This is a genomic window from Nostoc sp. FACHB-190 (assembly GCF_014696905.1).
Classification (GTDB): Bacteria; Cyanobacteriota; Cyanobacteriia; order Cyanobacteriales; family Nostocaceae; genus Nostoc_B.
In genome coordinates this window covers 15,752-42,747 of record NZ_JACJQW010000033.1, presented here as the reverse complement: position 1 = coordinate 42,747, position 26,996 = coordinate 15,752, and the positions used below count along the sequence as shown (strand labels likewise).

General features: G+C 41.6%; 19 protein-coding genes and 2 pseudogenes. 12 read left to right on the top strand and 9 right to left on the bottom strand.

Going from position 1 to position 26,996, the window contains the following annotated elements; translation table 11 throughout:
• The first annotated feature begins 382 nt into the window (after nt 1–382).
• Nucleotides 383–688 (top strand): hypothetical protein, encoded by a 306-nt coding sequence (locus H6G28_RS27325; protein ID WP_190595169.1) that lies wholly within the window; start codon nt 383–385, stop codon nt 686–688.
• A gap of 22 nt (nt 689–710) precedes the next feature.
• On the opposite strand, the gene H6G28_RS27320 is transcribed toward H6G28_RS27325, so the two are convergent.
• The 5 genes from H6G28_RS27320 to H6G28_RS27300 all read right to left on the bottom strand — a co-directional run bounded on the left by H6G28_RS27320 (nt 711) and on the right by H6G28_RS27300 (nt 9,289).
• Complete coding sequence (locus H6G28_RS27320; protein ID WP_190595170.1) at nt 711–1,427, bottom strand: COG4280 domain-containing protein; 717 nt, start codon at nt 1,425–1,427, stop codon at nt 711–713.
• Nucleotides 1,428–2,209: 782 nt separating this feature from the next.
• Complete coding sequence (locus tag H6G28_RS27315; protein WP_190595171.1) at nt 2,210–4,336, bottom strand: NHLP bacteriocin export ABC transporter permease/ATPase subunit; 2,127 nt, start codon at nt 4,334–4,336, stop codon at nt 2,210–2,212.
• A 76-nt stretch (nt 4,337–4,412) separates the two neighbouring features.
• A complete protein-coding gene (locus H6G28_RS27310; RefSeq protein WP_190595172.1) occupies nt 4,413–5,390 on the bottom strand; it encodes a MauE/DoxX family redox-associated membrane protein in 978 nt (325 codons plus the stop codon).
• Between the two features lie 1,350 nt (nt 5,391–6,740).
• Entirely contained in the window at nt 6,741–6,944 is a 204-nt protein-coding gene (locus H6G28_RS27305) for a hypothetical protein (RefSeq protein ID WP_190595173.1), read from the bottom strand.
• 158 nt (nt 6,945–7,102) lie between these two features.
• On the bottom strand, nt 7,103–9,289 hold the full coding sequence (locus tag H6G28_RS27300) for an NHLP family bacteriocin export ABC transporter peptidase/permease/ATPase subunit (protein WP_199332949.1): 2,187 nt from the start codon (nt 9,287–9,289) through the stop codon (nt 7,103–7,105).
• A gap of 394 nt (nt 9,290–9,683) precedes the next feature.
• Here H6G28_RS27300 and H6G28_RS27295 point away from each other — a divergent pair, with 394 nt between their 5' ends.
• Nucleotides 9,684–11,135, top strand: a complete 1,452-nt coding sequence (locus tag H6G28_RS27295) for an NHLP bacteriocin system secretion protein (RefSeq protein WP_190595175.1) — start codon at nt 9,684–9,686, stop codon at nt 11,133–11,135.
• A gap of 42 nt (nt 11,136–11,177) precedes the next feature.
• A pseudogene (locus H6G28_RS27290) lies at nt 11,178–11,303 on the top strand (IS1 family transposase); the annotation flags it as partial.
• A 29-nt stretch (nt 11,304–11,332) separates the two neighbouring features.
• Here the strand turns inward: H6G28_RS27290 and H6G28_RS27285 are convergent.
• From H6G28_RS27285 to H6G28_RS27275, 3 genes are read right to left on the bottom strand one after another with little or no spacing between them, the layout of a single operon-like run.
• Complete coding sequence (locus H6G28_RS27285; protein WP_190675648.1) at nt 11,333–11,524, bottom strand: hypothetical protein; 192 nt, start codon at nt 11,522–11,524, stop codon at nt 11,333–11,335.
• A gap of 52 nt (nt 11,525–11,576) precedes the next feature.
• A complete protein-coding gene (locus H6G28_RS27280; protein WP_190675646.1) occupies nt 11,577–16,169 on the bottom strand; it encodes a Calx-beta domain-containing protein in 4,593 nt (1,530 codons plus the stop codon).
• A gap of 35 nt (nt 16,170–16,204) precedes the next feature.
• Nucleotides 16,205–16,408 carry a hypothetical protein gene (locus H6G28_RS27275; protein WP_190675645.1) on the bottom strand — a complete coding sequence of 68 codons (204 nt, stop codon included), beginning with the start codon at nt 16,406–16,408 and terminating at the stop codon, nt 16,205–16,207.
• 714 nt (nt 16,409–17,122) lie between these two features.
• Between H6G28_RS27275 and H6G28_RS27270 the strand changes: the two are divergent.
• The 9 genes and pseudogenes from H6G28_RS27270 to H6G28_RS27230 form a co-directional block, all read left to right on the top strand.
• Nucleotides 17,123–17,245 (top strand): annotated as a pseudogene (locus H6G28_RS27270) (tyrosine-type recombinase/integrase); the annotation flags it as partial.
• 1 nt (nt 17,246) lies between these two features.
• Nucleotides 17,247–17,381 (top strand): hypothetical protein, encoded by a 135-nt coding sequence (locus tag H6G28_RS37495; RefSeq protein WP_277883261.1) that lies wholly within the window; start codon nt 17,247–17,249, stop codon nt 17,379–17,381.
• A 289-nt stretch (nt 17,382–17,670) separates the two neighbouring features.
• Nucleotides 17,671–18,444, top strand: a complete 774-nt coding sequence (locus H6G28_RS27260) for a PD-(D/E)XK nuclease family protein (protein WP_190675643.1) — start codon at nt 17,671–17,673, stop codon at nt 18,442–18,444.
• Nucleotides 18,445–18,582: 138 nt separating this feature from the next.
• Complete coding sequence (locus H6G28_RS27255; protein ID WP_190675641.1) at nt 18,583–19,230, top strand: restriction endonuclease subunit S; 648 nt, start codon at nt 18,583–18,585, stop codon at nt 19,228–19,230.
• 88 nt (nt 19,231–19,318) lie between these two features.
• On the top strand, nt 19,319–20,851 hold the full coding sequence (locus tag H6G28_RS27250; RefSeq protein ID WP_190675639.1) for a type I restriction-modification system subunit M: 1,533 nt from the start codon (nt 19,319–19,321) through the stop codon (nt 20,849–20,851).
• Nucleotides 20,841–22,070: a restriction endonuclease subunit S gene (locus H6G28_RS27245; RefSeq protein WP_190675637.1), complete on the top strand. Its 1,230-nt coding sequence runs from the start codon at nt 20,841–20,843 to the stop codon at nt 22,068–22,070. Before H6G28_RS27250 ends, H6G28_RS27245 begins: the two co-directional genes overlap by 11 nt.
• Before the next feature lie 16 nt (nt 22,071–22,086).
• Entirely contained in the window at nt 22,087–22,731 is a 645-nt protein-coding gene (locus tag H6G28_RS27240) for a Uma2 family endonuclease (protein WP_190675636.1), read from the top strand.
• Nucleotides 22,731–25,937, top strand: a complete 3,207-nt coding sequence (locus H6G28_RS27235; RefSeq protein ID WP_190675634.1) for a type I restriction endonuclease subunit R — start codon at nt 22,731–22,733, stop codon at nt 25,935–25,937. Before H6G28_RS27240 ends, H6G28_RS27235 begins: the two co-directional genes overlap by 1 nt.
• Nucleotides 25,934–26,647: a M48 family metallopeptidase gene (locus tag H6G28_RS27230; RefSeq protein ID WP_190675632.1), complete on the top strand. Its 714-nt coding sequence runs from the start codon at nt 25,934–25,936 to the stop codon at nt 26,645–26,647. The genes H6G28_RS27235 and H6G28_RS27230 overlap by 4 nt, the downstream gene beginning before the upstream one ends.
• 149 nt (nt 26,648–26,796) lie before the next feature.
• Here H6G28_RS27230 and H6G28_RS36595 read toward each other — a convergent pair whose 3' ends face one another.
• A complete protein-coding gene (locus H6G28_RS36595; protein WP_206758268.1) occupies nt 26,797–26,988 on the bottom strand; it encodes a hypothetical protein in 192 nt (63 codons plus the stop codon).
• Between the last annotated feature and the right edge of the window lie 8 nt (nt 26,989–26,996).

Below are 26,996 nucleotides of genomic sequence, written 5' to 3'. Positions count from 1 at the left end.
ATTCGGAAAGATGCGATAATTTCAATAAGTTTTTCAAAAGTGCAAATGCCAAAATCCAACACCTTTGAAGAAAAATAACCTTATATTTCACGCTTTGTAGAAGAACACGGCTGGATTGAAATTGGAGAGAGGGAACACATTAACTCCTTTGTTAGAGCCTATGATTTCGGTGGTACTATCTATGAAGGTAAAGCAAGTTACCGCAATATAGAAGCGGCATTACAAGACCTTGGGGCAGCTATTAAAACCAAGATGGATTCAAGGGGAATTTAAAAGAAATCAATGTAAGAAAAAATTAAGAAATTCTATTTTATTAGTTACTTAAAAGTTTGACTTATAAAGGTTTGAGACAGCCATTGTTGCGAATCTCTATTGCGAGGTATTGGCTCAAAGAGTGCGATCGCACTCCCAAGCTCCTCAAGAGTCAATGCGTCGCAAGCTACTTGCTCGGTCGCTCCTTGAGGCTCAATACCTATCGGGAGCGAGCGCCAGTAATCTAGTTTTAAAGTATCGTATAGGCTGGGATACTAACGTCTCTACAACTTGCAGCAAAGTTGAAATTGTGGTTTTGCTTCCCAAAGATTGGTTTTCCAAGGGTGGGGTACTTCCACCAGCAAACATTCATCAACTGTACCTGCTGTGCCAATGGGGTCTTCTTAGTTATGCTTTAGAAACTACGGAGCAGTAACGGCAATCTTCAGCTATTTTTTTCATGTTACAGGTTGATTTTTGAACCAATATACTGAAATACCTGCTGTCAGACTATATAAAGTCATCAAAATCAGAATCGAAACCTCATCAAAAGGAAACTCTACTCCTATACCTTCCCCTAACCAAAAAGTCCCCATTGCACTGAGCATAATTCCTGCACCCAGTTTGATTAACACTTCTGGGAGTTTCACCAAATATTGATGTAAAAAAACTACCACAACTAAAGATAATAATAAAGCTAACCCTGTAGCTGTGATCGCCTCAGACCATGCGCTGCTTGCTAAACCCAACGTCATCACAATCACAACGATTTCCAAGGCTTCCAACGCCACACTTTTAGTCATAATCAGGAAATTCAGTTTGCTAAATCCCACAGATTCCTGTTCTAAAACAATACCCTCTTTTTCCAGAACATCATCATTAATCCAACCTGCACGCCTTCCTGCGGCTAGTCGGCGTACAGACTTCTGCGCCCATCCCCAACCAAACCACAACAATAACCCGCCAATTAAGATTTGCAATGGTTGTAATGGTAATAAATGTAACTCAGTGCCGAGAGCGAGTGCTACAGACAACACAGTTATCAACGCGACGATAGAACCCCAAATGGCTTCTCTAACATAACCCGAACTACCAACAGCATAGGCGATCGCTACCACCTCGAAAAACTCCACACTCGTACTACCAAGCGCAGCCAAGAAAATACTCCAATTCATCCTATTAACTCCGAAAATAAAGTGTTCATACTAGTACAATTTTCCTCATTTTTAAACTATACGGTTTAGTTTGCCTCTGGTCGCAGCTACCTTCACGCTACCCCTTCTCGTAGCTCTGTTGGAATCTCAATGACCAGTTTGTATAGGAACGTGAGCAAACTGATCCACATTCATAATTGTCGATTCATATTAGAGTAAAGTTCACACTCGTACAAAACACCGTTCTCCCCAGATGTCACCAAACCCCTATTACACGAAATAAAAGGGCGATCGCAGTTTTCTTTTTCTCCCCCAGCCGCCCCAGCCTGCGAAGCACGACTTCGCAAGGAAGTTGATCCACATTGGCGGCTGAAACTCCTAATAAATAAGGCTATTGAGCGAAATTATCAAATTTTTCTTAACTGAGTTTCTTACTAACACCAAAATCTATAAGTAATTGATTGATTATTGCTAGTACAGCATAGATTTATTTCTATATAAAACTGATATTAATATTTCAGAAGATTTAAGAACTCGTTGCAATTAGGCGGCCTTGTTCGGAGTGCTGGGTGAGGCTTTGATAAACTAGACTGACTCACTAGTAAGCTATAACCCCGGAATAACACCGCAAGAGTTGAGCGACAGCAAAACAAGCTATGCAAATCGGATGGTTGCCTAAAAAGTCAGGTATAACCTTTAAGAGGCTGTCTCTAAAGAAATGTAAAGAGAGTGGATTAAGGCAATCGCTACAAATGAAAATTATGAAAACCAATGGTTTGCATATACCATTCCCAATTCCAAATCTACACCATCTGTCGCGCCATCAAATCTGCAAACAACCCTTCCACCCCCGCTAACTCTGCAAAACTCCCCTGCTGGACAACTTTCCCTCTATCCAGCACATAAATCCGATCTGCGTGACGAATGGTACTTAATCTATGAGCAATTACCACACGAGTCACCCCGAACTGTTCTAAACTTTGAGTCACAATCCCCTGGGTGCGATTATCCAACGCAGATGTGGCTTCATCAAACAACAATATCTGCGGTTTGTGTACCAAAGCACGGGCAATAAATAACCTCTGTCGCTGTCCCCCGGATAAATTGCCACCGCCTTCGGAGATAATTGTATGGATACCCATAGGCATTGCTTGCACATCCTCGGCTAAACCTGCCATTTGCAATGCCTCCCAAGCCTCTTCTTGGCTGACAATAGCACCTCCAGCAATATTCTCCCATATCGAACCACTCATAATTCGCCCATTTTGCAGCACCACCCCCAACTGTCGTCGCACTGCGGCAATATCTAAACCTGACAAATCCCTGCCATCATAGAATATGGTTCCCGCTTCCGGGGTTTCAAAGCCCAACAGCAACCTGACAATGGTGGATTTTCCGCTTCCCGATACCCCCACAATGGCGATAAATTCCCCTGGTTGTGCCTCCAGGGTGATACCATCTAAAACTAGGGGACTATCCAGGCGATAACGAAAGCATACCTGGTCTAATTTTACGCCTCCATGCAGCTTACAGGGATGGTATTTGTGAGCATCAACTTCTGTCTTTGTCTGTAAAATCGGTTGGGCACGTTCCCATAAAATGGTGATTTCTAGAATATCAATTAGGGTATTACTCAACCTGGCGGCACTGGTGATAAATATGCCAAAGGCAGCGTTAAATGCTAGAAATGTCCCCGTAGATAATCCCTGTCCTTGAGATTGTCCGATTAAAGCCACAGTCAACCCAAACAGCACCATAGAACTGACTGGAGGTAGGATGACATTAAAAGCCGTGAGTAAATCTTCCACCAACTGGGTACTTAAGATCAGTTTTACCTGTTGAGTATATTTATTTGCCCAACAAGCAAATGCCTCTGACTCTGCTGCTGCTACCCGCAGTTTGGATACTCCTCCAATTAACTGCACCGTCAGTCCAAAGACTTCCCCAGAAAGCTGTTGTAAGGGGCGCATTTTCTGTCTCGTAATTATCCCGGAGATGGTAGTCACAATTACTGCCACCAACGCAATCGCCATTGCCACCAATGCCAGGGGAAAACTGTAGACTATCAACAATCCCAGATTCAGCAAGGAGAACACACTGATAAACAAAGTTCGTAAAATACTACTACTGAGACGGTCACGTATCTGGGAAATTGCGGACACCCGATTATGTAAATCCCCCGTGGAATATTGGCGGAAAAAAGCGGGTTTGAGTTTGAGTAATCTATCCCACATCGCAGCTTGAGTATCAAAACTGACTTGGGTTTGCAATCTGAGGATGGTGAAACTTTGTGCTAGTTGGAATATCATCACCCCAAAACTCGCAGCAAACAAGCCCAGTCCCATTTGGATTAATAATTGGCGATTTGCGTCGGGAATGGCATAATCGATGAACATACCCGTGATGAAGGGTGTTACCATGCCAAATAAGCTGGCAATCACCCCCACTAAGATAATTTTTATCAAGTCTGCCGTATGTCCCCTGAACGTAAATTGCAGTACATCCCAGACAGTAATTTCCCTATCTGGGAAAGGACGATAAAAAGTATAGGCAATGGGTGCGAGTTTGGCTGCGGTGTGGCGATTGACAGGGGAACGGGTCAATTCTGCTGGATCTAGTATCTCATATTTTTTCCCTTTGATGGGTAAGAGGGCGACGGGTTGATTTGCGTCTTTGGTAAAAGCCAGGAGGGAGCCACAATCTGTTGTCCACCAATTAGGGGTGAGGGTGACGCGACGGGTACGAAAACCAGAAGCGCGGGCTATTGCTTCTAAAGTGTGGGAATTTTCCGATTTAGCAGGGGGACGGATGGTTATCCCCAGGGATTTACCCACAGCACCCACAGCGATTAATAGGGAGGTTTCTCCTGGGGGAATGTGGTTGGTGGGGTTGAGGATGGATGCGAGTTCCCGGAGGGCTTTTTCGGTCATGGGGGAGGGGTGAGGAAGTAAAAATAAGAGCCCCCAACAACTACCACTGAGAAGCTACTGGTAAGAGTTATGTACATTAATTTGACTTAACAACATTTTCAACTTTTTGCGCTTCTTTATTCACGGTTGGATAACTCAAATCTCCCTGACGAATGCGCTCAATGAAATATTCTGGAATCACTCCCAGCCATTTATCCTTAATCACTCCATCTTCCAAGAGAATAGCAGTAGGAAAAAAGCTAATTCCTAACTTTTGATGTTGTTTTTGTTCAATTGCCACTATGGGATAATTCAAATCATAACCATCAACAAATTCTTGCCCCTCGTCAACAGTAGTTAAAGCAATTGTTCCTAATACATCTGGTAAATCATCCCGATAGTGAACTACCTTGAGGACATTCAACCATTTCTTACATTGGGGACATTGAGGACTTAAAAAAACTATCAGATGGGAACCAGAGATTAACTCGGAATCCGAATCTTCTCCTAACCATTCTGGTTGCCAGTAATGGTTAATTTTTACTGGTGATAAATCAATATAAGGGCGATGATTCTTAATCCAATATTCCAGGGAACCAGAAGCTAAAGCACCACTAGTAATTAGGGTTGCTAATACTAGCATCCACTGCCATAAAAATGTGGGTTGATAGTTGCAAAAAACAGCAGCAAATATTAATAGGGCAATATAAACAAAATTGAGAATTAAACTTTGGGTAGGAGTGATATCTAACCAACCGTTATAACAGCCACAATCCTCCGTGCGTCCAGTAGAAGTACTCCAGTAAGTGAGAATTGTTAGCCCAATTAATAACAGAATGTTGATAGGAATTATGATTGATGGAAACACCCCTAAAATCAGAGCAATTCCTAAAGCAGATTCCACAGCAGTAAATGTTAAAGCTGCAAATTGACTTGATTGGGGTTGCAGAAGTTTGAGTTTAGAAATATGCCCGATAAATTTCCACGGTTCTATTACCTTGGCAATACCAGTGAGAACAAAAATTATCCCTACTAATACTGAAGTATTCAATGTTTCGGCAAATATGGAAATCATATAAAACAGACTAGTTTATTTAGTTAATTAGTATTAGGAATTTGGCAACAGCTACAAACTAAAAAAAGTAAGACCCCAGATAAATAATATCAATTTAAAACTAGGCTACATACAATTAGTTAAGGATACAAGTAGGATGGAAAATATTTTCACAAAACCTCAAGATTTCATAATCTCCTTCTAGCTTCTATAACTCCTCATAAGTTTCCCATTGTACTGTCTTATTTACTGAGAACAAAATAGTCTCATTACTACCCCGAATTAATTGTATCTAAGCAGTGAGCTACCAAAATACAACTACAGTTTCGTCGTTGCGCGATCGCATATCATCTTCTAAAGATGCCTCAAATAGAAAAACTAACCCATCTCACCATTCAAAGCAGCAAAGTTGAATTTTGACTTGATAGGTAGTGCCAGTTATTGAAATCACTGCCAGTAACTGACACACTATATAGGTAAATTCAGCCCTATAAACCTATAGATATATAGAAAACGCTTCTTTTGACCTTATTGGAACAGTCTGTGGTAAAGTCCTGATTTGATTATTATGCTAAGATGGCAGTTCTCTACATCCAGAGGTTAGCAGTCCCAGCACTTAAGGACATATAAAAGCAAAAGGACACGGTATCTTACTTGGAACATTGCAATCACACCCGACCCCAAGAAGAGAACCACCTGAAAGATTGTCCAATTCTGCTAATGAGAGTTGAGTGAGGTCGGAGAGAATAGCAGATGTTTTGGGTTTTTGCGAGACTAATTTAATTTGCTTTTTCACGAAAATATTCTCCGTTGGCAGTTGCAAATAAAGTTAACAAAACTATTGTATCTTTTTTTACAAGCATTGATGTCTATCTTTAGGAATAGAAAGCTTTATTTTTGGAATAAATTCGCTAATAATGCCTGTAAATACAGCATTAAACTCAATTTTATTGAGTTATGCTTTTTCAGAAACAATCAAGATTTCATAATCTCCTTCTGACTTCCATGACTCCTCATAAGTTCCCCATTGCACTGTCTTACTTACTGATAACAAAAAAATCATCACTATCCCGAATTGTACTTAAGCGGTGAGATACCAAAATACAACTACAGTTTCGTTGTTGCGCGATCGCATATCATCTTCTAAAGATGCCTCAAATAGAAAAACTGACCCACCTCACCATTCAAACCACCAAAGTTGAGTTTTGACTTGATAGGTAGTGCCAGTTATTGAAATCACTCCCAGCAACTGACACACTATATAGGTAAATTCAGTCCTATAAACTTATAGAGCTATAGAAAACGCTTCTTTTGACCTTATTGGAACGGTCTGTGGTAAATTGACTTAAGCTTAAGCGTCGTCTCTCAAAGTTACGGTGCTTCCCAACCTCCTGGTCCACCCTTCCGACAAGTACCTGGCAACACCCAAGTCCGCGTTGGTTGACACCAATCGTAGGCATTGGGTGGGAAACCCCCCGAAACATTGTCCAATTCCACTAACGAAAGTTTAGAGAGAGTGGAGGGAATAACAGATGTTTTGGGGTTTTGGAAGACCAATTTAATTTGATTTTTCACGAAAATATTCTCCTAATTAGTTACAAATCAGGTTGGTGAATAGCAGTATATAATTTATTACAGTTAACTATATGTACTTTTCGCAAAAATAAACTGGGTTTTTCAGAAAAATTTGTCAACACTGCCTGTATGTAAAACATAACAACCATTCTCTTGAGTCATTCTTCCTCAGAACGAATCAACCTCTCATACTCTCCCCCCTCTTCCCACAATTCCTCATGAGTACCCCGTTGCACCACCTTCCCCCCAGACAACACAATAATCTCATCGCAATCTCGAATTGTACTTAAGCGGTGGGCTACCAAAATACAACTACACTTGCGTTGACGCAGATTTGACACAATAATTTCTTCTGTTTGGGCATCCAATGCAGATGTCGCTTCATCCATCACCAAAATTGCTGGATTCTTCACCAAAGCCCTAGCAATTTCTAACCGTTGTCTTTGTCCCCCACTTAAATTTACTCCCCCTTCCAGCAACTCCCCATCATATCCCCCCGGAATTGCCATTACAGCGTCCAGGATAGCCGCATCTTCACAAGCTTGGTCTAAATCTTCATCTGGGACTGTGCCATTCCATAAGGTCAAATTATCCCGCACTGTACCCCCAAAGAGAAATATATCCTGTTCCACCAAGGACACAGAATTCGCCAATACCTCTCGCGGAATCTCGCTTCTGTGGGTTCCATCAAAGAAAATTTCCCCTTCCCAAGGTTGATAAAGTCCGCAGATAAGTTTCGCCAGAGTGGATTTCCCAGAACCACTTGCACCTACTAAAGCCACCCGTTGTCCCGGTTGCAAGGATAAATTGAAGTTCTCAATCAACGGTGGATCTATATGGGAGTAACCAAAGGTAATATTCCGTAATTCTACATAACCCTTTAAATTTTGGATTTGAGATTTTGAATTTTGGATTGTCCCCTTTGTCTCCACCCATCGTCCCCTGCTCTCCTGCTCCCCCTGCTCCTCCGCTCCCCTGCTTCCCTTCTCCACTTCTGGATCTAAAGAATTACCCAAAACGTCATCTAAACGATTCAAATCCCCTTCTAATTCCTGGAGGGTAGTCCCAAATTCTACCAAAGTATTCACGGGTTGCTGGAAACTCAACATCAAACTTTGAAACGCCACCAACATCCCAATGGTGAGATTTCCATCTATTACCCGCCAACCCCCAACCACTAAAATAAACATGGTGGTTAAGGAAGTAAGTAATACAGGTAAAACCCCTAACATTTGATTCATGACTTCCAACTCTTGCTGGGAAGTGGCAGCTTTGGCATAATAACCAGACCACCGTGAAAAGAAATCCGACTCCAACGCCGATGCTTTCAAGGTTTCTATACTCTGGAGTGCAGCAATACTCACCCCTGCAACTCTCCCCCAATCCTGGACTAAACGCATATTTGCATCTACCCGTCGTCTGGCTACCCACTGCAACCCCAAGCCATTGATAGTGGAAAAGCAGATACCAATTAAAGTCAGTACCCAATCATAGGCAAACATCACCGCCGCGTAGAATAATATCATTACCCCATCAATTACCGTGGTTGCCAATTGCCCAGATAATACCTGTGCCACTTTATTATTTAAACTGGCGCGGTTACTCACCTCCCCGGCATATCTTTGGGCATAAAAATTGACAGGCAATCTCAGAATATGCCACAGGAAACGGGCAGACATCCCCACCCCTAACTTAATCCGCAGCTTGCGTAAATACCGCAAGCGTAACAGAGTGAGTAGTCCTTGAAATACCGTGGTTATAATCATCCCCAGAATCAAAGGATGCAACCATTCCCTGCGGTTTTCCACCAACACCTGGTCTACAAATACCTGAATAAATACAGGAATTGCTAATCCCGGCAGCACCAGCAAAAACCCAGCAAAAATACTGTATAAAATTGCCCCCAGTGAACCCCGTAAACGGTCAGTTAAGGCGAAAATCACACTGGGTTTACGACCCCCTTGGTCAAAATCATCACCGGGTTCCATCACCAGCACCACCCCGGTAAACCCCTCGTCAAATTCTTCCCAAGTAATCTTGCGGGGACCAGTTGCGGGGTCATTAAGAAACACCCAGTGTTTATTCCACCCTTCCACTACCAAGAAGTGATTGAACTGCCAAAAGACAATGTAGGGGGGAGATAATTCTTTAATTTGTTCTATATCTTCTGCCTTAAAGCCATCGGCATTCATTCCGTAGCGTCTAGAAGCCAGAATCACGTTAGAGGCTTTGCTACCATCACGGGAAACCCCACATTCAATGCGGAGTTCCGCTAGGGGGACAATGCGATTGTAGTAGGCAAGGATAATGGCTAAGGAAGCAGCACCACATTCGACTGCTTCCATTTGTAAGACTGTGGGAGTTCTGACACGCACTTGGAGGTATATATGAGGTATATATTTAGTTCAATTCATCCTATCAAAAATGTTACTGATTACCAGATAATACCCACTTCATAATCATGGTTTTCAAGTTTTTAAGTCTTTCTTCATAATTGCCTCCTTCGGGGTTTTAGCAGCAATCTTATACCGCATCCTCATCAGTTTCCTGGGGTTTTACATATAAATTATTCCTGGGGGTAATACAGCAAGGGTAATAATTCCCTGAGCAAGGGGTTTACATACCCTTGTGTTTGTTGGTTCCTGGGAATTAATTCCCGATATTGTCAAAAGATAAACGAGAATGATGTAAGTTAAATTTATGGCACCGTGAAGTCATTATCCCTCGTTAATCCAACGAATGCCTCCTGAGAAAAAATCCCATATTTTTCGTCAACAAGCCCTCAATCGCTTATCTTCCCCAGAACGGCTAGACACCCTCATGCAAGTGGTTAGCCCCACAGATTGGTTACCATTGACTGCATTAGCTTTCTTCGGAATTCTCGGTGTAATCTGGAGCATCTTTGGCAATATCCCCATCACCGTCACCGGGAAAGGGGTACTCATCAATCCCCGTCGCGTCGTACAACTACAATCCCCCATCTCTGGACAGTTGCAATCCTTAAATATCCGTAATAGTCAATGTGTAAAAAAAGACGACATCCTGGGGATTATCGACCCCTCGGATAAAAAGCAACAATTGCAACAGCAACGGGATAAACTCGCTCAACTCCAACAACAAGTAGCCAAAACTACAGCAGTGCGCCAACAACGCACCCAACTAGAAACCGCAGCTATCACCGCAGAACGCACCAGCTTGCAACAACGGCTACAAGATACCCAAAAATTGACACCCCACATCCAAAAAGAAGGGTTAAATAGCATTTCACAACAGCGTCGCAACCTCCAGCAAAAGCTCAAAGATGCCCAGGAATTAACCCCCCTCCTGCAACAGCGACTGACAAAACAACAGTCATTACAACAACAAGGGGCAATCTCCTCAGAACAGGTGTTACAAGCAGAACAAGAATATCGCCAAACCCGCCAAAATATCTCGGAGATTCAAGCGCAGTTGCAACAGTTGCGGGTACAATCAACAGAACTCCAACAAAAACACCAAGAAAACCTCAATAATATTACCCAAATTAACGCCGAATTAGAGAAATTAGACACACGTAGTAAACAACTAGAACAGGACAACCTCGAAGCCACCAATACCGAAAACAATCAAATCCAGGAAATACAGCAAAACATTGTCCGGTTACAAAAAGAAGTCGTAGACAACAGCATTATCAAAAGTCCCCACACAGGATGTATTGTAGAACTCACCGCCACTAGAGGACAATACTTAAACCCCGGTTCCCGTTTAGGAACCCTGCAAACCACGGGAGAAGCAACAGACATGAAGAGTGTGACCTATTTCGCTGTAGAAGATGGCAAGAAAATCCGCCCCGGCATGGAGATATTAATTACACCGGATACGGTCAAACGCACAAGATTTGGCGGGATTGTCGGTAAAATTACAGAAGTAACACCCTTCCCCGTCACCTCAGAAGGGGCTAACTATGTGGTGGGAAACCCGGAGGTGGTAAAAACAATCATGGGGGAAGCAGGGGGGAAAATAGAAACTATGGCTCAATTAAAACTAGACCCCAAAACCGTCAGTGGTTATAAATGGTCATCCTCATCGGGACCAGAGTTAGAAATTTCCCCAGGAACCACCACAACCGTCAGGGTGACAGTGGAACAGAGAAAGCCCATCACCTTTGTGTTGCCCATTTTAAGGGAGTGGAGTGGGATTTCTGGTAGTTAAGGGGACAGGGCGAACGCATCTCTCCCAATCTAGCAGGCATATTGCGATCACCAATTCATTGATGTCTACAGTCCACCAAAAGGATACTCAGATGAGAAAAAAATAGAATGCTTAAAAGCATACGTTAATGGTGCAGGCTTTAGAGCAATTGAACGTCAAACAGGAGTTTAGACGCTCGCGGACTCGCTAACACTTCGCTATCTAACAACGATAATTAACTGGGTAAAACAAAACTCATCGACTAAAACCCTTAGAGCGTTGCTTCTGCTGTTGCATTGTGTGGGTTTGCGGACTAAGTGAAATTTTTCCAACACCAGAACAAGGGTTTGAGGTACTTGAACACCGGAGTATGACGATCGCGCCTCTTCTAAATACCGAAATTGATACATAAAATTATACAAAATAATCGAAGAGTATTGTTAAGTAAATATTAATCGGATTTTATATCGTACAAAAGATAATTGTTTCATTACTGCCGTTAGTCAGCTTTGATAATCTGCCAGCATCATCATAAAAGTAGTTAACCACTGCTCCAGTTTGGTCAACCATTTTTGTCCGTCGTCCGCCAGCATCATAAGTCAATTCTAAAAAGCGTCCATTATTTTGAACTACTTTTGTTAATCTGTCAGCATTATCGTAAGTATAAGAAACGCTACTATCGGCATCAATTGCAGTGAGCAAATTACCCCTATTGTCATAAGTAAATGTAGCGTTTGTTCCGTCAGGATATTTCTTGCTGAGTAACAGTCCTCTATTGTCATAAGTGTATTCAATTGTCTGTCCTCGACGGTTGACAGAAACAGTCAAATTTCCTGTTGCGTCATAACTGAAGGTTTCTGTACTGCCATCGACATAGCTAATGCTTGACAAATTACCTGTATTCGTGTATGAATAAGCGGTAAGATTTCCTCGCTGATCCCGAACGGTAGCTAAATTATTAAAATTAGGTTCATAACTAAAATCCACCCGTTGCCCTAAAGGATCTACAGAAGCGAGGAGATTACCTTGCAGATCATAAGTAAAAGCAGAAATCGTATCTTCAGGAGCAATTATTCTAGTTAAATTACCAGTATCATCATAAACAAACTGAGTGAGTCGTCCCAAAGCATCCTGAGAACGAGCAATTTGTCCCTGGTCATTTAACCATATTTTTGTACTTGCGCCTGTACCATCTTTTACAGTCACACCACCTGTGGAGTCATAGATATAGGTAGTAGATTCTGCATTACCTTCCAAGTTTTGCCCAACTAACCGTCCTTGAGCGTCATATTCAAAGAAAGTTCTTGTACTGTCAGGGAAAATAATTTGACTCAGGGCATAGGCTTTTGCACCAGAAGTGCTACTTTGATAAGTGTAATTCGTTGTCCCCTCTGGAGCTATAACACTCAGTAAATTTTCACCTGTAGCATCGTAAGTGTAAGTTGTAACTCTTCCAGCTTGATCTGTCAGCTTATCAATGCGACCTTGAGCGTTATAGGTGAGGGTAAATTTATCTCCATTCGAGTGAGTTAAGCTGGTTAACTGAGTGCCAGAATAACCTAATGTAATGCGGTTTCCGTTGGTATCCTCAACATACTCCAGTTGTCCATCACTCCGAAAACCTTGCACTAAACCGCCCTGTTCTTCCAGGCGATACACCCCTGACTCAAGCTTGAGAGTCCCATAATCACCTTGTTGAGAGCGATAGCTATTATCTGACCTTTTCTCAAAGAAACGAGCTGCACCACCACTGGTAATGGTGACGTTGCCATTAGTATCTGTAGTAGCTACAATGTCCCAATTATGAGTCCAACCCCGCCCAAAATCATCAACTATAAAACGAGAAGAGATTTGTTGCGGATAAGTACGACCAAAAGTAAGTGATAAACCAGGTGTTGGCGCAGCAGCATCAATATCGCTGGCTAAAATGCCATTACCCAGAGAATTATTAGCCTGTTGCAATTCAAAGGCAAGCAGTTGGGAAATATCATCTGTCGATTCTCCTAACTGACCCAAATAATTAGAATTTTCCCCTAGATTTTTTTGGTAACTATCTACTGTATTGCCCAGAGCAGTTATAAAGTTGTTATAAATTACATCCCAAGCATCAACAGGAATTGTACTAGGCCTATTGCTGTCTTTAATCTCATTCCAATTAATGGGATTATTAGAACTCCCTGGCGGAATTACATTGAGAGAAAAATTGATTCCGCCTACTGCTTGTTCAGGTTTAACACCAACGGCCTGTCCACCGCCTCCACCACCACCTCCACTAAAACCGAGTGAAGGGGCTGGGGAGAAGTAGATTTTATAAGTTCCACTTTCCCCAGGCGAGAGGGTTCTAGCATCTCCTTGATTGCCGGAACCCCAAAAAGTTGCCGTGTCTGCTGCTTCAAGGTCAATAGCAGAAGGAAGATTGAGAGATCCACCGCCTCCACCACCTCCATTTCCACTAACAGCCCCTACAATTCCCTTAGTAAAACTTGAAACATCTGTACCAATAAATTTCGCCAGTTTACTGTCAGATAATAAGGTGATGGAAAACAGAGGCGCGGGAATATCAGTATTACCAGTATTTCTATAAGTAACAGTGACTTCTCCAATATTCCAGGGACGTAATCTTGGTGTAACGCTCAGGTAAGCTTCTAACTGTCCTTGTCCAGTAGTATTAACTTTGAAAATATCATTTTTAATTGCTGTTCCTGCCGTATCTGTGACTCGCACATCATAAGCACCCGCACTCACTCCTCCTAGATTGAAGGTAGCTATTAAAGTTGTGTCATTTTGCCAAATTACATTTGTTGCGGTTTGAGTTGTATTATCGGGAGCAATGAGGCTAACTGTAGCAGCGTTGGTAAATTGATTTCCTCTAATAGTTAGTGTGACTTGTCCAGCATTACTGCCAGTATCAGGTGTGACACTATTAATTTGAAAAGGTGTAGTAATAGGTGTTCCTTTGACACTCAAGTTATAGTTAGTTTGACCGCTTTGACGATAAACGCGAACATAGTAAACACCTGCATTTAAACTTTGATTAATGGTTTCTGCGCTTGTCCCACTAGCAATGGAACTAGCCATAACTACTCCAGCACTGTTGAGTAGTTCAACATTAGCGTCAGCACTTAAACCATTGAGTGTCAGGTCAAATGTGCTATTTTTAAGCAGTTCAAAACGATAGTAATCATCTTTATCAACTACATCTAAATAATCACTAAAATTTTGTGTACCGTTGAGAATGCTGATATCCCGTGCGGTACTTAAAGAATTTCCTGCATAGTCTGGCACTAAAACATCATCATCGATAATAGTCAGCGTCGCGGTATTTTGTGAACCTAAAACTGCTCCTCCTGTGGGGTTAGATAGAGTCAGCGTAATAGTTTCATTTCCTTCTTGGAGAGAATCATTAATAACAGGTATATTTACAGTTTTACTGGTTTCTCCATTAGCAAAACTGACCACTACAGGAGCATTATTATAATCAGCCGGAGCAGTTGCAGTCCCATTACTAGAGGTAAGAGTGACACTAACAGCACCTTGATTCCCTCCAGAGCGAGTAATTACTACTGGAATTACTGTTGCCCCATTTTCATTGACGCTAAAATTACTGGCACTAAATTGTAATTCGCTATTAGGTATAACGTAAACAAATGCAGGAGAGCTAGAAGTTAAACCAGAAACGTTTTCCAGAACAGCAATCAGTTCATCAGGTTCATCGCCTGGTTTATCAACAAAGATATTTGTAGAAGTACCTACTCTAATAGCAGTTTCTAGACGGTAATCACTGGCAGATCCTTTTAACTGAATTTTATCTTCCAGTGGATTGAAGTCCGTAATGATGGCGTAATCATTACTGCCATTAGTAGAAGTATTGCGATCGTCATAGTAAATGTTAGCAACATCGCCTAAGATAAAAAGATCACTACCCGTCCCTCCGCTTAAATTATCTCGTTGACCAATTCCTGGGTTGGGACTGTTGGCATTAACTCCGATGATAGTATCATTGCCTGCTTCACCGTAAAGCACATCATTCCCCGTCCCACCAACGAGGGTGTCATCGCCGCCACCACCACGCAACTCCGCATAACTGGAAGCACTGACATTGATGTTATCGTTGCCTGCGCCACCTTGGAAATCAAATTGTTCTACTCCCTGTACTGTTCCCCCTGTGGAGAATGTACCAGTCCCATTGCTATCGGTGTAACTGAGGCTCAAACCTGAACTGCCAGAAGTGAAAGCGAGTCTATCCGTTCCTGCACCACCAATGTATGTATCGACTTCGATGGTTTCGCGGTCAAACCAAACTCCTAAGTTATCGTTACCATCGCCACCATCTACGATGTCATTGCCTGCACCGCCTGTTACTCGGTCATCCCCGCCACTACCACGGAGGGTATCATTGCCTGCCAACCCATTCAGGATATCATTACCACCCAAACCTTGAATAAAATCATCTCCGGCTGTTCCTGTAATATTGTCATTACCTGCCGTGCCGATAAAATCTTGCTGTTCAATCTCAACAGCCTGACCATCCAGCGTAATTACAGCATGATCATCTTCTGCTTTTAAAGACTGCAACTGCCCACTAGAAAGACTTTCCCCTTGCACTAACGCCGAGAAAATCGCTCCCTCATCCCCAGCACTATCACTATTGTTCAAAACACTATCAACTAGATGTCCAATTTCTTCTAGCAACAACCCAACAAGATTCTCTGGATTTGCCTGATTCGCTTGCAAAAACTCCCAAGACAAGTAAATTTTATTAGTAAATGCGCCATAAGCCCCATTTGCACCATTGATATCTGCTGCATTGCGGATTGCTATCTGAGGAATAACACTAAAATCCTCTGACAACCATGCTGTTTTTAGTAAATCAACTTCAGTTTTTTCCCCAAAAGCTATCGCCATCTTTTGAGCAAAATCTGGTTCATTGGCAAAAGCTTGTAATCTTTCCTGTACCAAAACCAGAGCTTGTTCTAGGGCTACTAATATAGTGGGTTCGACACTCAAGGGAGATTGGACAACTAGATTGTTATGGAGGATGTAAGTATTATTCATAATTTTGAATTCCTAATTTAAAAAGCCAAAGTTAATCAAAAAATTTGAGATAATTGCTCATCTTTGGCAATTTTCAAAAGTCTGGATTGAGTAATGCGATCGCAAGCAATACCAAACACCTCAACTTTCTTTGCCTTTGAATCTTGAAAGTTAACAAATATGATTTTATTAACCTTATGGATATTAACTAGCTTTTTTAAGTTGAAATAGCCAATTAATTGACTGAATAGGGAACTCAAAATCTACAGACAAAAATAAAATTAGACACAGAAAGCTACGGTCATTAACAAAATGACCGTTTCAAACGTACTTATAAAACAGCTAAAGCTCACTTCAGCAGATAATATCACTGTTTGCAAATTGAACTTAGTATTTTTACGTAAAATTTATATCCTTTATAAAGGAAAAATTTAAGTATTTTTTCTCCAATTAAAAAATAATAATTGCAGCTTTTACCGTATATTTTCTAGAAAATGCCAGCAATTAGGCAGTCGCTACTCATAAATTTTACAATTAAATAGGCCAACTTGTGGTAATGTATACCTTCTTTGGGATGCAGCAACACACTCTATTAGCTTGTGAAGCAATCTCATATATGTAGACCAACGGTGAGGCAAAATTAAGAGAGTAGTCCTGACATTTAACAGTCAAACTAATCATATTGAAAAAATTTTTGTTCTACCTCTAAAGGATGAAAATACCAAATCAACCGATGATTTTACCCAGGTGAAGTGTATATTTCTGGCGGCTAATGACGGACAGTTTTTATGCCCAAGCCCAAAAGGGGTTGGTGTGGGGTGTAGGGAGAAGAAATGAGCAGCCAAAACAAGCCGATTTGGGTCAGCACCAAGATTGACAAACATTCTGGTGACGAATCAGACAAATTTCAACTAAAGTCACATACAATTTTGGGTGTTAGTTTCACACTGCTGCTTTTGCGATCGCGTGCGACAAAAACATCTGTATCCACTGATATCCGATGGATGAAAGTATTAGAATTTTTACGCAGTAATAACCTTGCGCCTAACACTCGGAAACTATACGAACGCGAACTCAAGCGATTTTTGGGATGGACTCATGGAAAGAAATGATATTGCTACTCGCTTTCAATCAATAGGAGTAGGAGTAAAATCTGGTGCGAAACCTATATCTGTACTTTTGCCAGACCAATTAGATAGTTATGTGCGTAACAAGCCCAACCGTTCCGAATAGCTGCGGCAAGTTATAGCTGAGGCTGTGGCGAAAGAACAAGCTTTAGCTCCCCAGGAAGATTGATTGTAAATTTTATCCAGGCGAGTGCTGCACTTTTTGCAATCGATCTAAAATTGCAACTCGATTGCAACAAAAAAATTAGTTGACAGGCTCTATAGGGTTGTGCCAAAATTTGAACAACTCGAAATGCAGGAATTTTTCCAGTAATCGAGTTGCAACATGGCTGTTTTTCAAGAAAAAGATCCCAGATAAGGATCTCAATGTTCTTTATTTTTTTCGTAAATCTATTATGACAAACAATGCCACTGCATTGAACAAAGTCGATGTCCTCTCAGTTGGACATTCTCAACAGGTAAACCAACCAGCCGAGGTATCATCCTCTCAGGTGCTGCTACCACAGCAGTTGACTGCTACTAGTTTGGGATTAGCTTCCCGGAAGCAGACATACATTCATCCCAGTTGGTTAGCGAAAGCACTCTCTGGCGATCGCCAGTGTATGTTTTCGCTGCACACTCAGGGGAACTACTTTATCCCAAAAGCTGACAACGACTTTGATGCCCAAGGTTACAAACTCAAGCACCAAGCTGTTCTCAACCAATACGCCAAGGAACTGAAAGCAGAGGGCTATACTGTTTACACAGAAGCTTCTAACAGCTTTTGGTATGAAACAAAAGCAGGTGCGCTGATTTCAGCCCAGCCCGACATGGTGGCAGTGCGTGGGGATGAAGTAATTGTGCCAGATATTAAGACTGGGAAAGAACTAAAGGCAAGTGATATTGCTCAAGTTAAGCTATATATGGCTTTGATTCCTGCTGTTCGTTTGCATGGTATCTGCCAAATTCCCACAGGGCAGCTAGTCCACCAAGGTCAAGTTTCTGAGATTCCAGCTACAGAGATTACAACTGATTTTAAGCGTCAAGTTGCAGAGTTAGTTAACACTATGACAAGTGCAACTACGCCACTTGTTACACCCAGTGTACACGAATGTCGCTGGTGTCCCTTGCATCACCTCTGCCCTGCCAAGGTAGAAAATGTAGCTAAAGGTCAGGCTGACTGGCTATAAACTTTGATGCTGTGCAGGAATTTTAATACCAATAAAATTCTCTGCACAGTTTCATCTTGGTTAAGTGTGCAACACAGGGTTAGGGAGTATTTTTGTAACACGCCGCCTCGCTTTTTTATTAAGTAAGTCCTAATACCCATGACGAAAGCCAAATTGAAGTCAACTCATGAAGCTAATCAAGAAGTCAAACTGGGGAAAATTGCATCAATTTACATGGGTTATCCCTTCCGTACAAGGGTTGAGCGTGACCCAGAGGGAACGGTGGGAGTAATTCAAATGAAGGATATTGATGACTATAATCGCCTAAATTTAACTGATGTTTACAAATTACAGTTAGAAGATTTAAGCGAAAAGCACTTACTAAAACAAAATGACCTTTTGTTCCGATCTAGAGGCGTTACTAATACTACAGCACTGGTAACGGAGAAAATTGAACCTTATGTAGCAGCATCACCTCTAATAGTCATTAGAGCGAAGTCGAGCCATGTAAACCCAGCATATTTAGCTTGGTATCTTAATCATCCCTATGGGCAGAAGCAAATTAATCGTTTTGCTGAGGGTACTAGCCAACGGATGGTGAGTAAGTTGGCATTAGCAGAGCTAGTAATAGACCTACCACCATTAGCAATACAGGAGGCAATTGTGCAGGTTGCAGAGTTAAATCAGCGTGAGCAGCAACTCATGCAGGAACTGGCACAAAAGCGTAAGGTATACATTGATGCAGTGTTAATGCAGAAAGCTGTAGGGCAAAGCAACCAAAATACAAGTTCCAAAGACTCTGGTTGATTTGAACTAAAGATTTTGGTACAAATGTATGTTCTGTGCCAAATATTTTATGTATATTTTGTAACAATTTTGTAACGAGATTAAACTGATGGCTGAAACTGACAAAATTAAGCAAGACGAAATTAATAGCATTCTGTGGGCAGCATGTGACACTTTCCGGGGAGTGATTGACCCGTCAGAGTATAAGAATTACATTTTGGTGTTTCTGTTTCTCAAGTACATTAGCGATATTTGGCGCGACCACTATGAGGAGTATCGGAAGCAGTACGGGGATGACGATGAGCGTATTCGGCGAAAAATGGAGCGGGAACGCTTTGTGTTGCCTCAAGGTGCAAGTTTTTATGACCTTTACGACCAACGTAATGCAGATAATATTGGCGAAATTATCAATGAAGTCTTAGAGCAGATTGAAGAACACCCAGCGAATAAAGCCAAGCTAAATGGGGTGTTTCGGAAAATTGATTTTAACTCAGAAGCGAACTTGGGCAAGACCAAAGACCGTAACCGAAGACTAAAGAACCTGATTGAAGACTTTGCTAATCCCAAGCTGGATTTAAGTCCTTCGCGGGTAGGTGAAGATATTATTGGCAATGCCTACATCTATTTAATTGAAAGGTTTGCGTCTGGAGCAGGTAAAAAAGCGGGAGAATTTTTTACGCCAGCGCAAATTTCTAAGTTAGTGGCGAAACTGGCGCAGCCAAAGCCAGGGGACAGAATTTGTGACCCTGCTTGTGGTTCTGGGTCATTATTGATTGAAGTTGCTAATGAGGTAGGTAGTAATAATTACTCGCTGTTTGGGCAAGAGGTAAACGGCGGTGCTTGGGCGTTGGCGCGGATGAATATGTTTCTGCACAAGAAAGATGGTGCCAGAATTGAGTGGTGCGATACACTTAACAGTCCAGCTTTGGTGGAATTAGATAAATTAATGAAGTTTAATGTGGTGGTAGCGAATCCGCCCTTTTCTTTGGAAAAGTGGGGGGCAGAGGATGCAGAGAAAGATACTTATAACCGCTATTGGCGGGGTGTGCCACCAAAAACTAAGGGAGACTATGCCTTTATCACCCACATGATTGAAATTGCTCAACCCAAAGAGGGGCGTGTAGTGGTAATTGCACCGCATGGGGTACTGTTCCGGGGATCAAGTGAGGGGCGTATTCGTCAAAAGTTGATTGAGGAGAACTTATTGAATGCGGTGATAGGTCTACCAGCAAATTTGTTTCCGAGTACGTCGATTCCAGTAGCGATTTTGGTGTTTGATAAGTCGCGGGAGAAAGGCGGTGTAAATGAGAACTGTCAGGATGTAATGTTTATTGATGGGAGTAATGATTTTCAAAGTGGGAAGAATCAAAATACTCTGTTAGATGAGCATTTAGAGAAAATTGTTCAAGTTTATCGGGAACGGCAGAATGTGCCAAAGTATGCTCGTGTGGCATCTTTAGAGGAAATTCAGGAGAACGATTTTAACTTAAATATTTCTCGTTATGTAGACACGTTTGAGGAGGAGGAAGAAATTGACATTCTGGCAGTGCAGCAAGAGATTGAGCAGTTAGAAGCAGAATTATTTGAAGTAAGGGGGAAAATGGCGGTTTATTTGAAGGAGCTTGGTGTTGATGTTTCCTAAAGATTGGGATAAAGTTACTCTAAAACAGCTACTTAGTAAACCAATTCAAAATGGTTATTCTCCTATTTGTGATGACGAACCTAATGGTAGATGGATATTAGGTCTTGGAGCTTTAGGAGAAAATGGATTAGATATTTCTCGGAAAAAACCAGCACCACAAAATGATTCAAAGGTTAAAAAATATTTTTTATCTCCAGGAGACTTTCTAGTAAGTCGTTCAAACACGCTTGATAAAGTAGGACGTTCAGCACTTTTTAGAGGAGAAATTGACAATTGTGCCTATCCAGATTTAATGATGTGTTTCAGGGTTTGTCCAGAAAAAGTATCAATAGATTACCTTGCTGCATACTTAAGAAGTAAGTACGCTTTTACATATATTAAAAAATCTGCTGCTGGTACTAGCGGTAGCATGAAAAAAATCAATAAATCTGTCCTTGAGAAATTAATAGTTATACTCCCGCCAATTGCAGAACAGAAGAAAATAGCTGAGATTTTGGCGACTTGGGATGAAGCGATCGCTAAAACAGAAAAGCTAATTACAGCCAAGCAAAAGCTTAGGATTAAATTAATTCAACAAATTTTTGCTAAAAACGATTGCGAAGCTGTTTCTTTAGGCAATATTGCAGAAATTAAGGGAAGAATTGGCTGGCGTGGTTACACATGCAATGACTTGAGAAGTGACAGAAGTGACGGTGTTCTTGTAATTGGAGGAACAAATATCACTAAAGATGACAAGTTAGATTTCACCAATTCAACATATTTATCATTTGAAAAATATGAAGAATCGCCAGAGATAAAAATCAAGCCATTAGATATTATCTTAGTAAAGACAGGAAATACAATCGGTAAAGTTGCATTTGTCAATAGGGATATTGGCTATGCAACTATAAACCCTAATACTGTGATTATTCGGGCTATTTCGGTAGAGCCTGAATATCTTTATCATTGGATGACAACTCCCTATTTTAAACAGAAGCTATGGGATTTTGTTGCTATCGGTGCTCAACCATCCGTTAACCAAGCTAATATCAAAAGTCTTAAAATTCCTCTACCCAGTCGTCATCAGCAAGTTGAAATAGCGAAGACAGCTTCTTTCATGAATCATGAGCTGGAGCTTCTAAATAAGCTACTCATTAAATTAATTGAACAAAAACGTGGACTCATGCAAAAACTCCTTACAGGAGAATGGCGCGTCAAAATTGAAGAAACAGCAGCATAGCTAAGGTCAACAAAAAATGACAGTAATTATACCTATTCAAGCCATAGAACTCGCTCCCGGTAGCCAAATTGCCATTCATAACCTTTCTTGGCAAGATTTTGAGCGACTTCTCGTAGACTTAGGAGAAAAACGTCACACTCGCATTGCATACTACCGAGGAACCCTAGAAATCATGTCCCCGTTAGCATTACATGAGCGTCCCCATCGCATTATTGCTTACATTATCACCACAATCCTAGAAATCCAAGGACGCAACTGGGAAGATTTTGGCTCCACTACCTTTAAACGTCCAGATATCGCTGGGGTAGAACCAGATACCTGCTTCTATATCCAAAACGCCAGCCAGGTAAAAGGATGTACTCAAATGGATTTGGACATTTATCCTCCCCCAGACCTAGCCATTGAATCTGATGTTACTTCAAAAACCACTCTCAACGCATACATAGCTCTGGGCGTTCCTGAAATATGGATTTACAACAAACATCAGTTAAATCTTTACATCCTCCAAGGCAACAACTACGTAGAGTCTGCGTTTAGTCCCACCTTTCCCGACTTACCGATAACAAAACTTATTCCCCGACTGGTGCAAAAAGCCATTGATGACGGAACCAGTCAAATGCTGCGAGAACTCAAAACCTTGCTACGCCAATCAGAAAAATAATGCCAAAATTCCAGTTCGACGAAAAATGTTTATCTCAAATTCCCGTCTTACAACTACTGATTAACCTGGGATACAATTACCTTACCCCAGAAGAAATTAAAAGTCAGCGACGGGGGAAACTTAGCAATGTACTATTAGAAGACATTTTAAGTAAGCAACTGCAAGAAATCAACCGTATCACCTTCAAAAGACAAGAATATCAATTCAGTGAAGCCAATATTCAGGAAGCCATCCTCCGCCTCAAAAATGTCCGTTACGATGGCTTACTCAAAACCAACGAAGAAATTTATGACTACCTCACTCTCGGTACTAGCCTAGAACAAACTATTGACGGCAGTTCCAAAAGTTACAGCCTACGCTACATCGACTGGCGTAACTGGCAAAATAACGTCTTTAATGTTACAGCCGAATTTAGCGTAGAACGTACTCATAGCACGGAAACAGCACGTTTAGATATTGTCCTGTTCGTCAATGGTATCCCGTTTGCTGTTATTGAGTGCAAATCTCCAAAAATAGAAGTTGAGCAAGCTGTTTCTCAGTGCATCCGTAACCAGCGAGACGAATATATTCCTCAACTGTTTATCTACACCCAATTACTACTAGCAACTAACAAAAATGAAGTAAAATACGCTACTACTGGTACTTCTGCCAAGTTTTGGGCAGTTTGGCGTGAAGAGTTCGACACGGAAGAAGACATTGCTATTTCCGTCAACACTCCCCTCCAAGACGAACAAGAAAATCGCCTTTTTAGCAGCGATTTTGCCCCAACACGTTCTTTCTTCGATAACTTAGCCGCAGAAGGATCACGACAAATTACCGTCCAAGACCGCACGCTTTACAGTCTTTGTCGTCCAGAACGGTTGCTTGATATAGCATACCAGTTTACCGTATTTGATGCTGGTGTACGAAAAGTTGCCCGTTATCAACAATTCTTTGCAGTCAAAAATATCCTTCAGCGCGTCAAACAATTTGATGACCGAGGAGGGCGTAAGGGTGGTGTTATCTGGCACACTCAAGGGTCTGGGAAATCCTTGACTATGGTAATGATGGCACGGGCATTGGCACTTGATCCAGATATTCTCAATCCTCGCATTGTGCTTGTGACTGACCGGGTTGATTTAGACGACCAAATCAAAAAAACCTTTGCTAGTTGTGGAATGCAGCCAGTAAAAGCCATTTCTGGTCGCCACCTAGCTAAGTTGATTGAGGAGAAGAAAGCCAATATTATTACTACCCTCATCAACAAATTTACTGCTGCTCTGGGAGTGCGGAAATTCTCCGACCCTGACCCCAACATCTTTATTCTGGTAGACGAGAGCCATCGTAGCCAGTACGGTAGCTTTCACCCAAAAATGCGGCAAGTTCTTCCTAACGGGTGCTATCTAGGCTTTACTGGCACTCCGCTCATGAAAAAGCAAAAAAATACTTTCGCTAGATTTGGTGGCATCATTGAGCCATCATATACTATCCGTCGTGCCGTAGAAGATGGGGCAGTAGTGCCATTGCTCTACGAGGGACGGCATAGTGAGCAGCAAGTCAATCAAAAAGCCATCGATACTTGGTTTGAGCGTTTATGTCAGGGACTCACCGACCAACAAAAGACAGACCTCAAGCGCAAATACAGCCAAGCTGCCATGCTCAATAAAACCGAGCAGACTATTTATTGCCGTGCCTTTGACATCAGTGAACACTACAGACAGAACTGGCAACGAACAGGATTCAAAGCCCAACTTGTGGCCCCTGGCAAAGAGAGTGCCTTAAAATACAAACAATTTCTGGATGAAATCGGCTATGTCACCTCTGAGGTAATTATCTCACCACCAGATAACCGTGAAGGTTATGAGGACGTAGAAGATGAACCCAGTGATGAGGTGCAAAAATTCTGGCAGCAGATGATGAAACGCTACGGTTCGGAGCGGGAGTACAACCAGCAACTCATTAACAGTTTTAAGAACGGTGACACCCCAGAAATCCTGATAGTAGTTGATAAGTTACTAACTGGTTTTGATGCTCCTCGAAATACAGTTTTATACCTTACCCGCTCATTAAAAGAACATACATTATTGCAGGCTATCGCTCGTGTTAACCGTCTCTACTCTAATGAAGCCACCTGTGCCGAAAAAGAGTTTGGTTACATCATTGATTATGCAGGGATATTAGGAGACATGGACAAAGCTTTGACTGCTTACAGCGCGTTAGAAGGCTTTGAAGAAGAAGATTTGGCAGACACGCTCACCAATATCCGCAAGGAAATCAGTAAACTGCCTCAACACTATGCCGAGTTGCTGGATATTTTTAAAGAAATTCAAAATACCCATGATGAGGAAGCTTATGAACAATTACTGGGCAATGAAAAATTGCGAGATGAGTTTTATGAACGGTTAGCACAGTATGCTAAAACATTAGCAATGTCCTTATCTTCTGACAAGTTCTTACTAGAAACACCAGAGCAGAAAATTGACCGTTATAAAAAAGACTTAAAACGGTTTCAGAACCTAAAAGCAGCAGTTAAACTTCGTTATCAAGAAACTGTCGATTACCGGGATTTAGAACCAAAAATCCAAAAACTGCTAGATACCCACATCTCTGCAACCGAGGTAGTGCAAATCGCTGCCCCCTTCAACATTTTTGATGAAGCACAATTTCAAACCATCAAAGAGCAGCAAAAAGATAAGCCTGCATCCCGCGCTGATATTATTACCAGTGCTACTAAACGCACTATTACAGAGCGTATGCAGGAAGACCCTGCTTTTTATCGACAATTCTCAGAATTGATTCAGCAAACTATTAATGACTTTCGCGCTAAACGTATTTCAGAAGCGGAATATTTGCGGAAAGCTGAAGAAATTCGAGATGCTATAGTTAACCGCAAAACTGACAACCAACCAAACGAACTGCGACACAACCCAGTTGCTTTAGCGTTTTATGGCTTAATTAAACCAGTTTTGGAAAAGCACATCCAAAATCAAACTGAGATTGACACTATTAGCGCATCAGCAGCGATCGCCATCTACAATATCATTGATAAACGTACAATTGTCGATTGGATAAATAATGAGAATGTCCAAAAAAATATGATGAACGACATCGACGATTACCTCTATGATGTTATCCGCGACGAACATGACATTGATATTGACCATGAGCAAATGGATACAATCATTCAAGAGTCCTTGCAAATTGCAAGACGTAGAATGGCAAAATGAACGTAACTACCCGCACCATCAACTATGGCGATGAAATTATCGCCTTTGAGGTCAACTTTTTGGAGCGTAAGACTCTAGATATCTCCGTTCACCCCAACCAACAAGTTATAGTCAAAGCTCCCATTGATGCCCTAGTAGAAGAGATTGACCAACGTGTTAAAAAGCACGCACGCTGGATTCTCAAACAACAACAGTATTTTAGCCAGTTTGAACCCCGCACACCACCCAGGAAATACATCAGTGGAGAAACCCATCTCTACTTAGGTAGGCAATACCGTTTAAAAGTAGAAATAAATTCACAACCATCAGTCAAGCTCAGGGGTTGTTATATTTATGTGCAAACTCCTCAACCACACTGCACAGAAACCACTCAACAACTTCTAGAAAACTGGTATCTGGAACGCGCTCAAGCTAAATTCAACGAACGGTTAGATTTCTGCTTTGTTAATTTTAAGCGTTTTGGGCAGGAACGTCCTAATCTACAAATTCGCCATCTTTCTAAGCGATGGGGTAGCTTGACTGCTAATGGCACTATTATTCTCAATCGTGATTTAATTCGCGCTTCCTCTAGAGGTATCGATTACGTGATAACTCACGAACTCTGCCACCTAAAACATCCAGACCACAGTTGTGCTTTTTATGACCTTCTCATCTCAATTATGCCTGACTGGGAAAAACGCAAACTTACACTTGAGCAAATGCTTGTTTAACAAAATTAAAGTAGGCGATCGCCTGCGATAATCTGTAGCCCATCACCAGAAAGCATTCATCCCTCTAATTATGAAGATAACGCTCGAAACCTTTAGCCGTGATGCGTCCCGGCTAGATCGATAAACCGCTCTTTCCCGATTTAAAATGGCTATTCCCTGACATGCCAAGCAGTGTATCGCATGACGGCGCACACGGTACGGTCACGTACTGTGGTTAAACCTTTGATGAACAGAAGTTGAATCTCTTGCTGATTCAGAACTTTAGCTTTGCAATATGGGTCAATTTTCACAGTTGATGCACTATACCTAACGGTTAATCTTAGTAGCAGGTGTAAGGTCATAACATTTG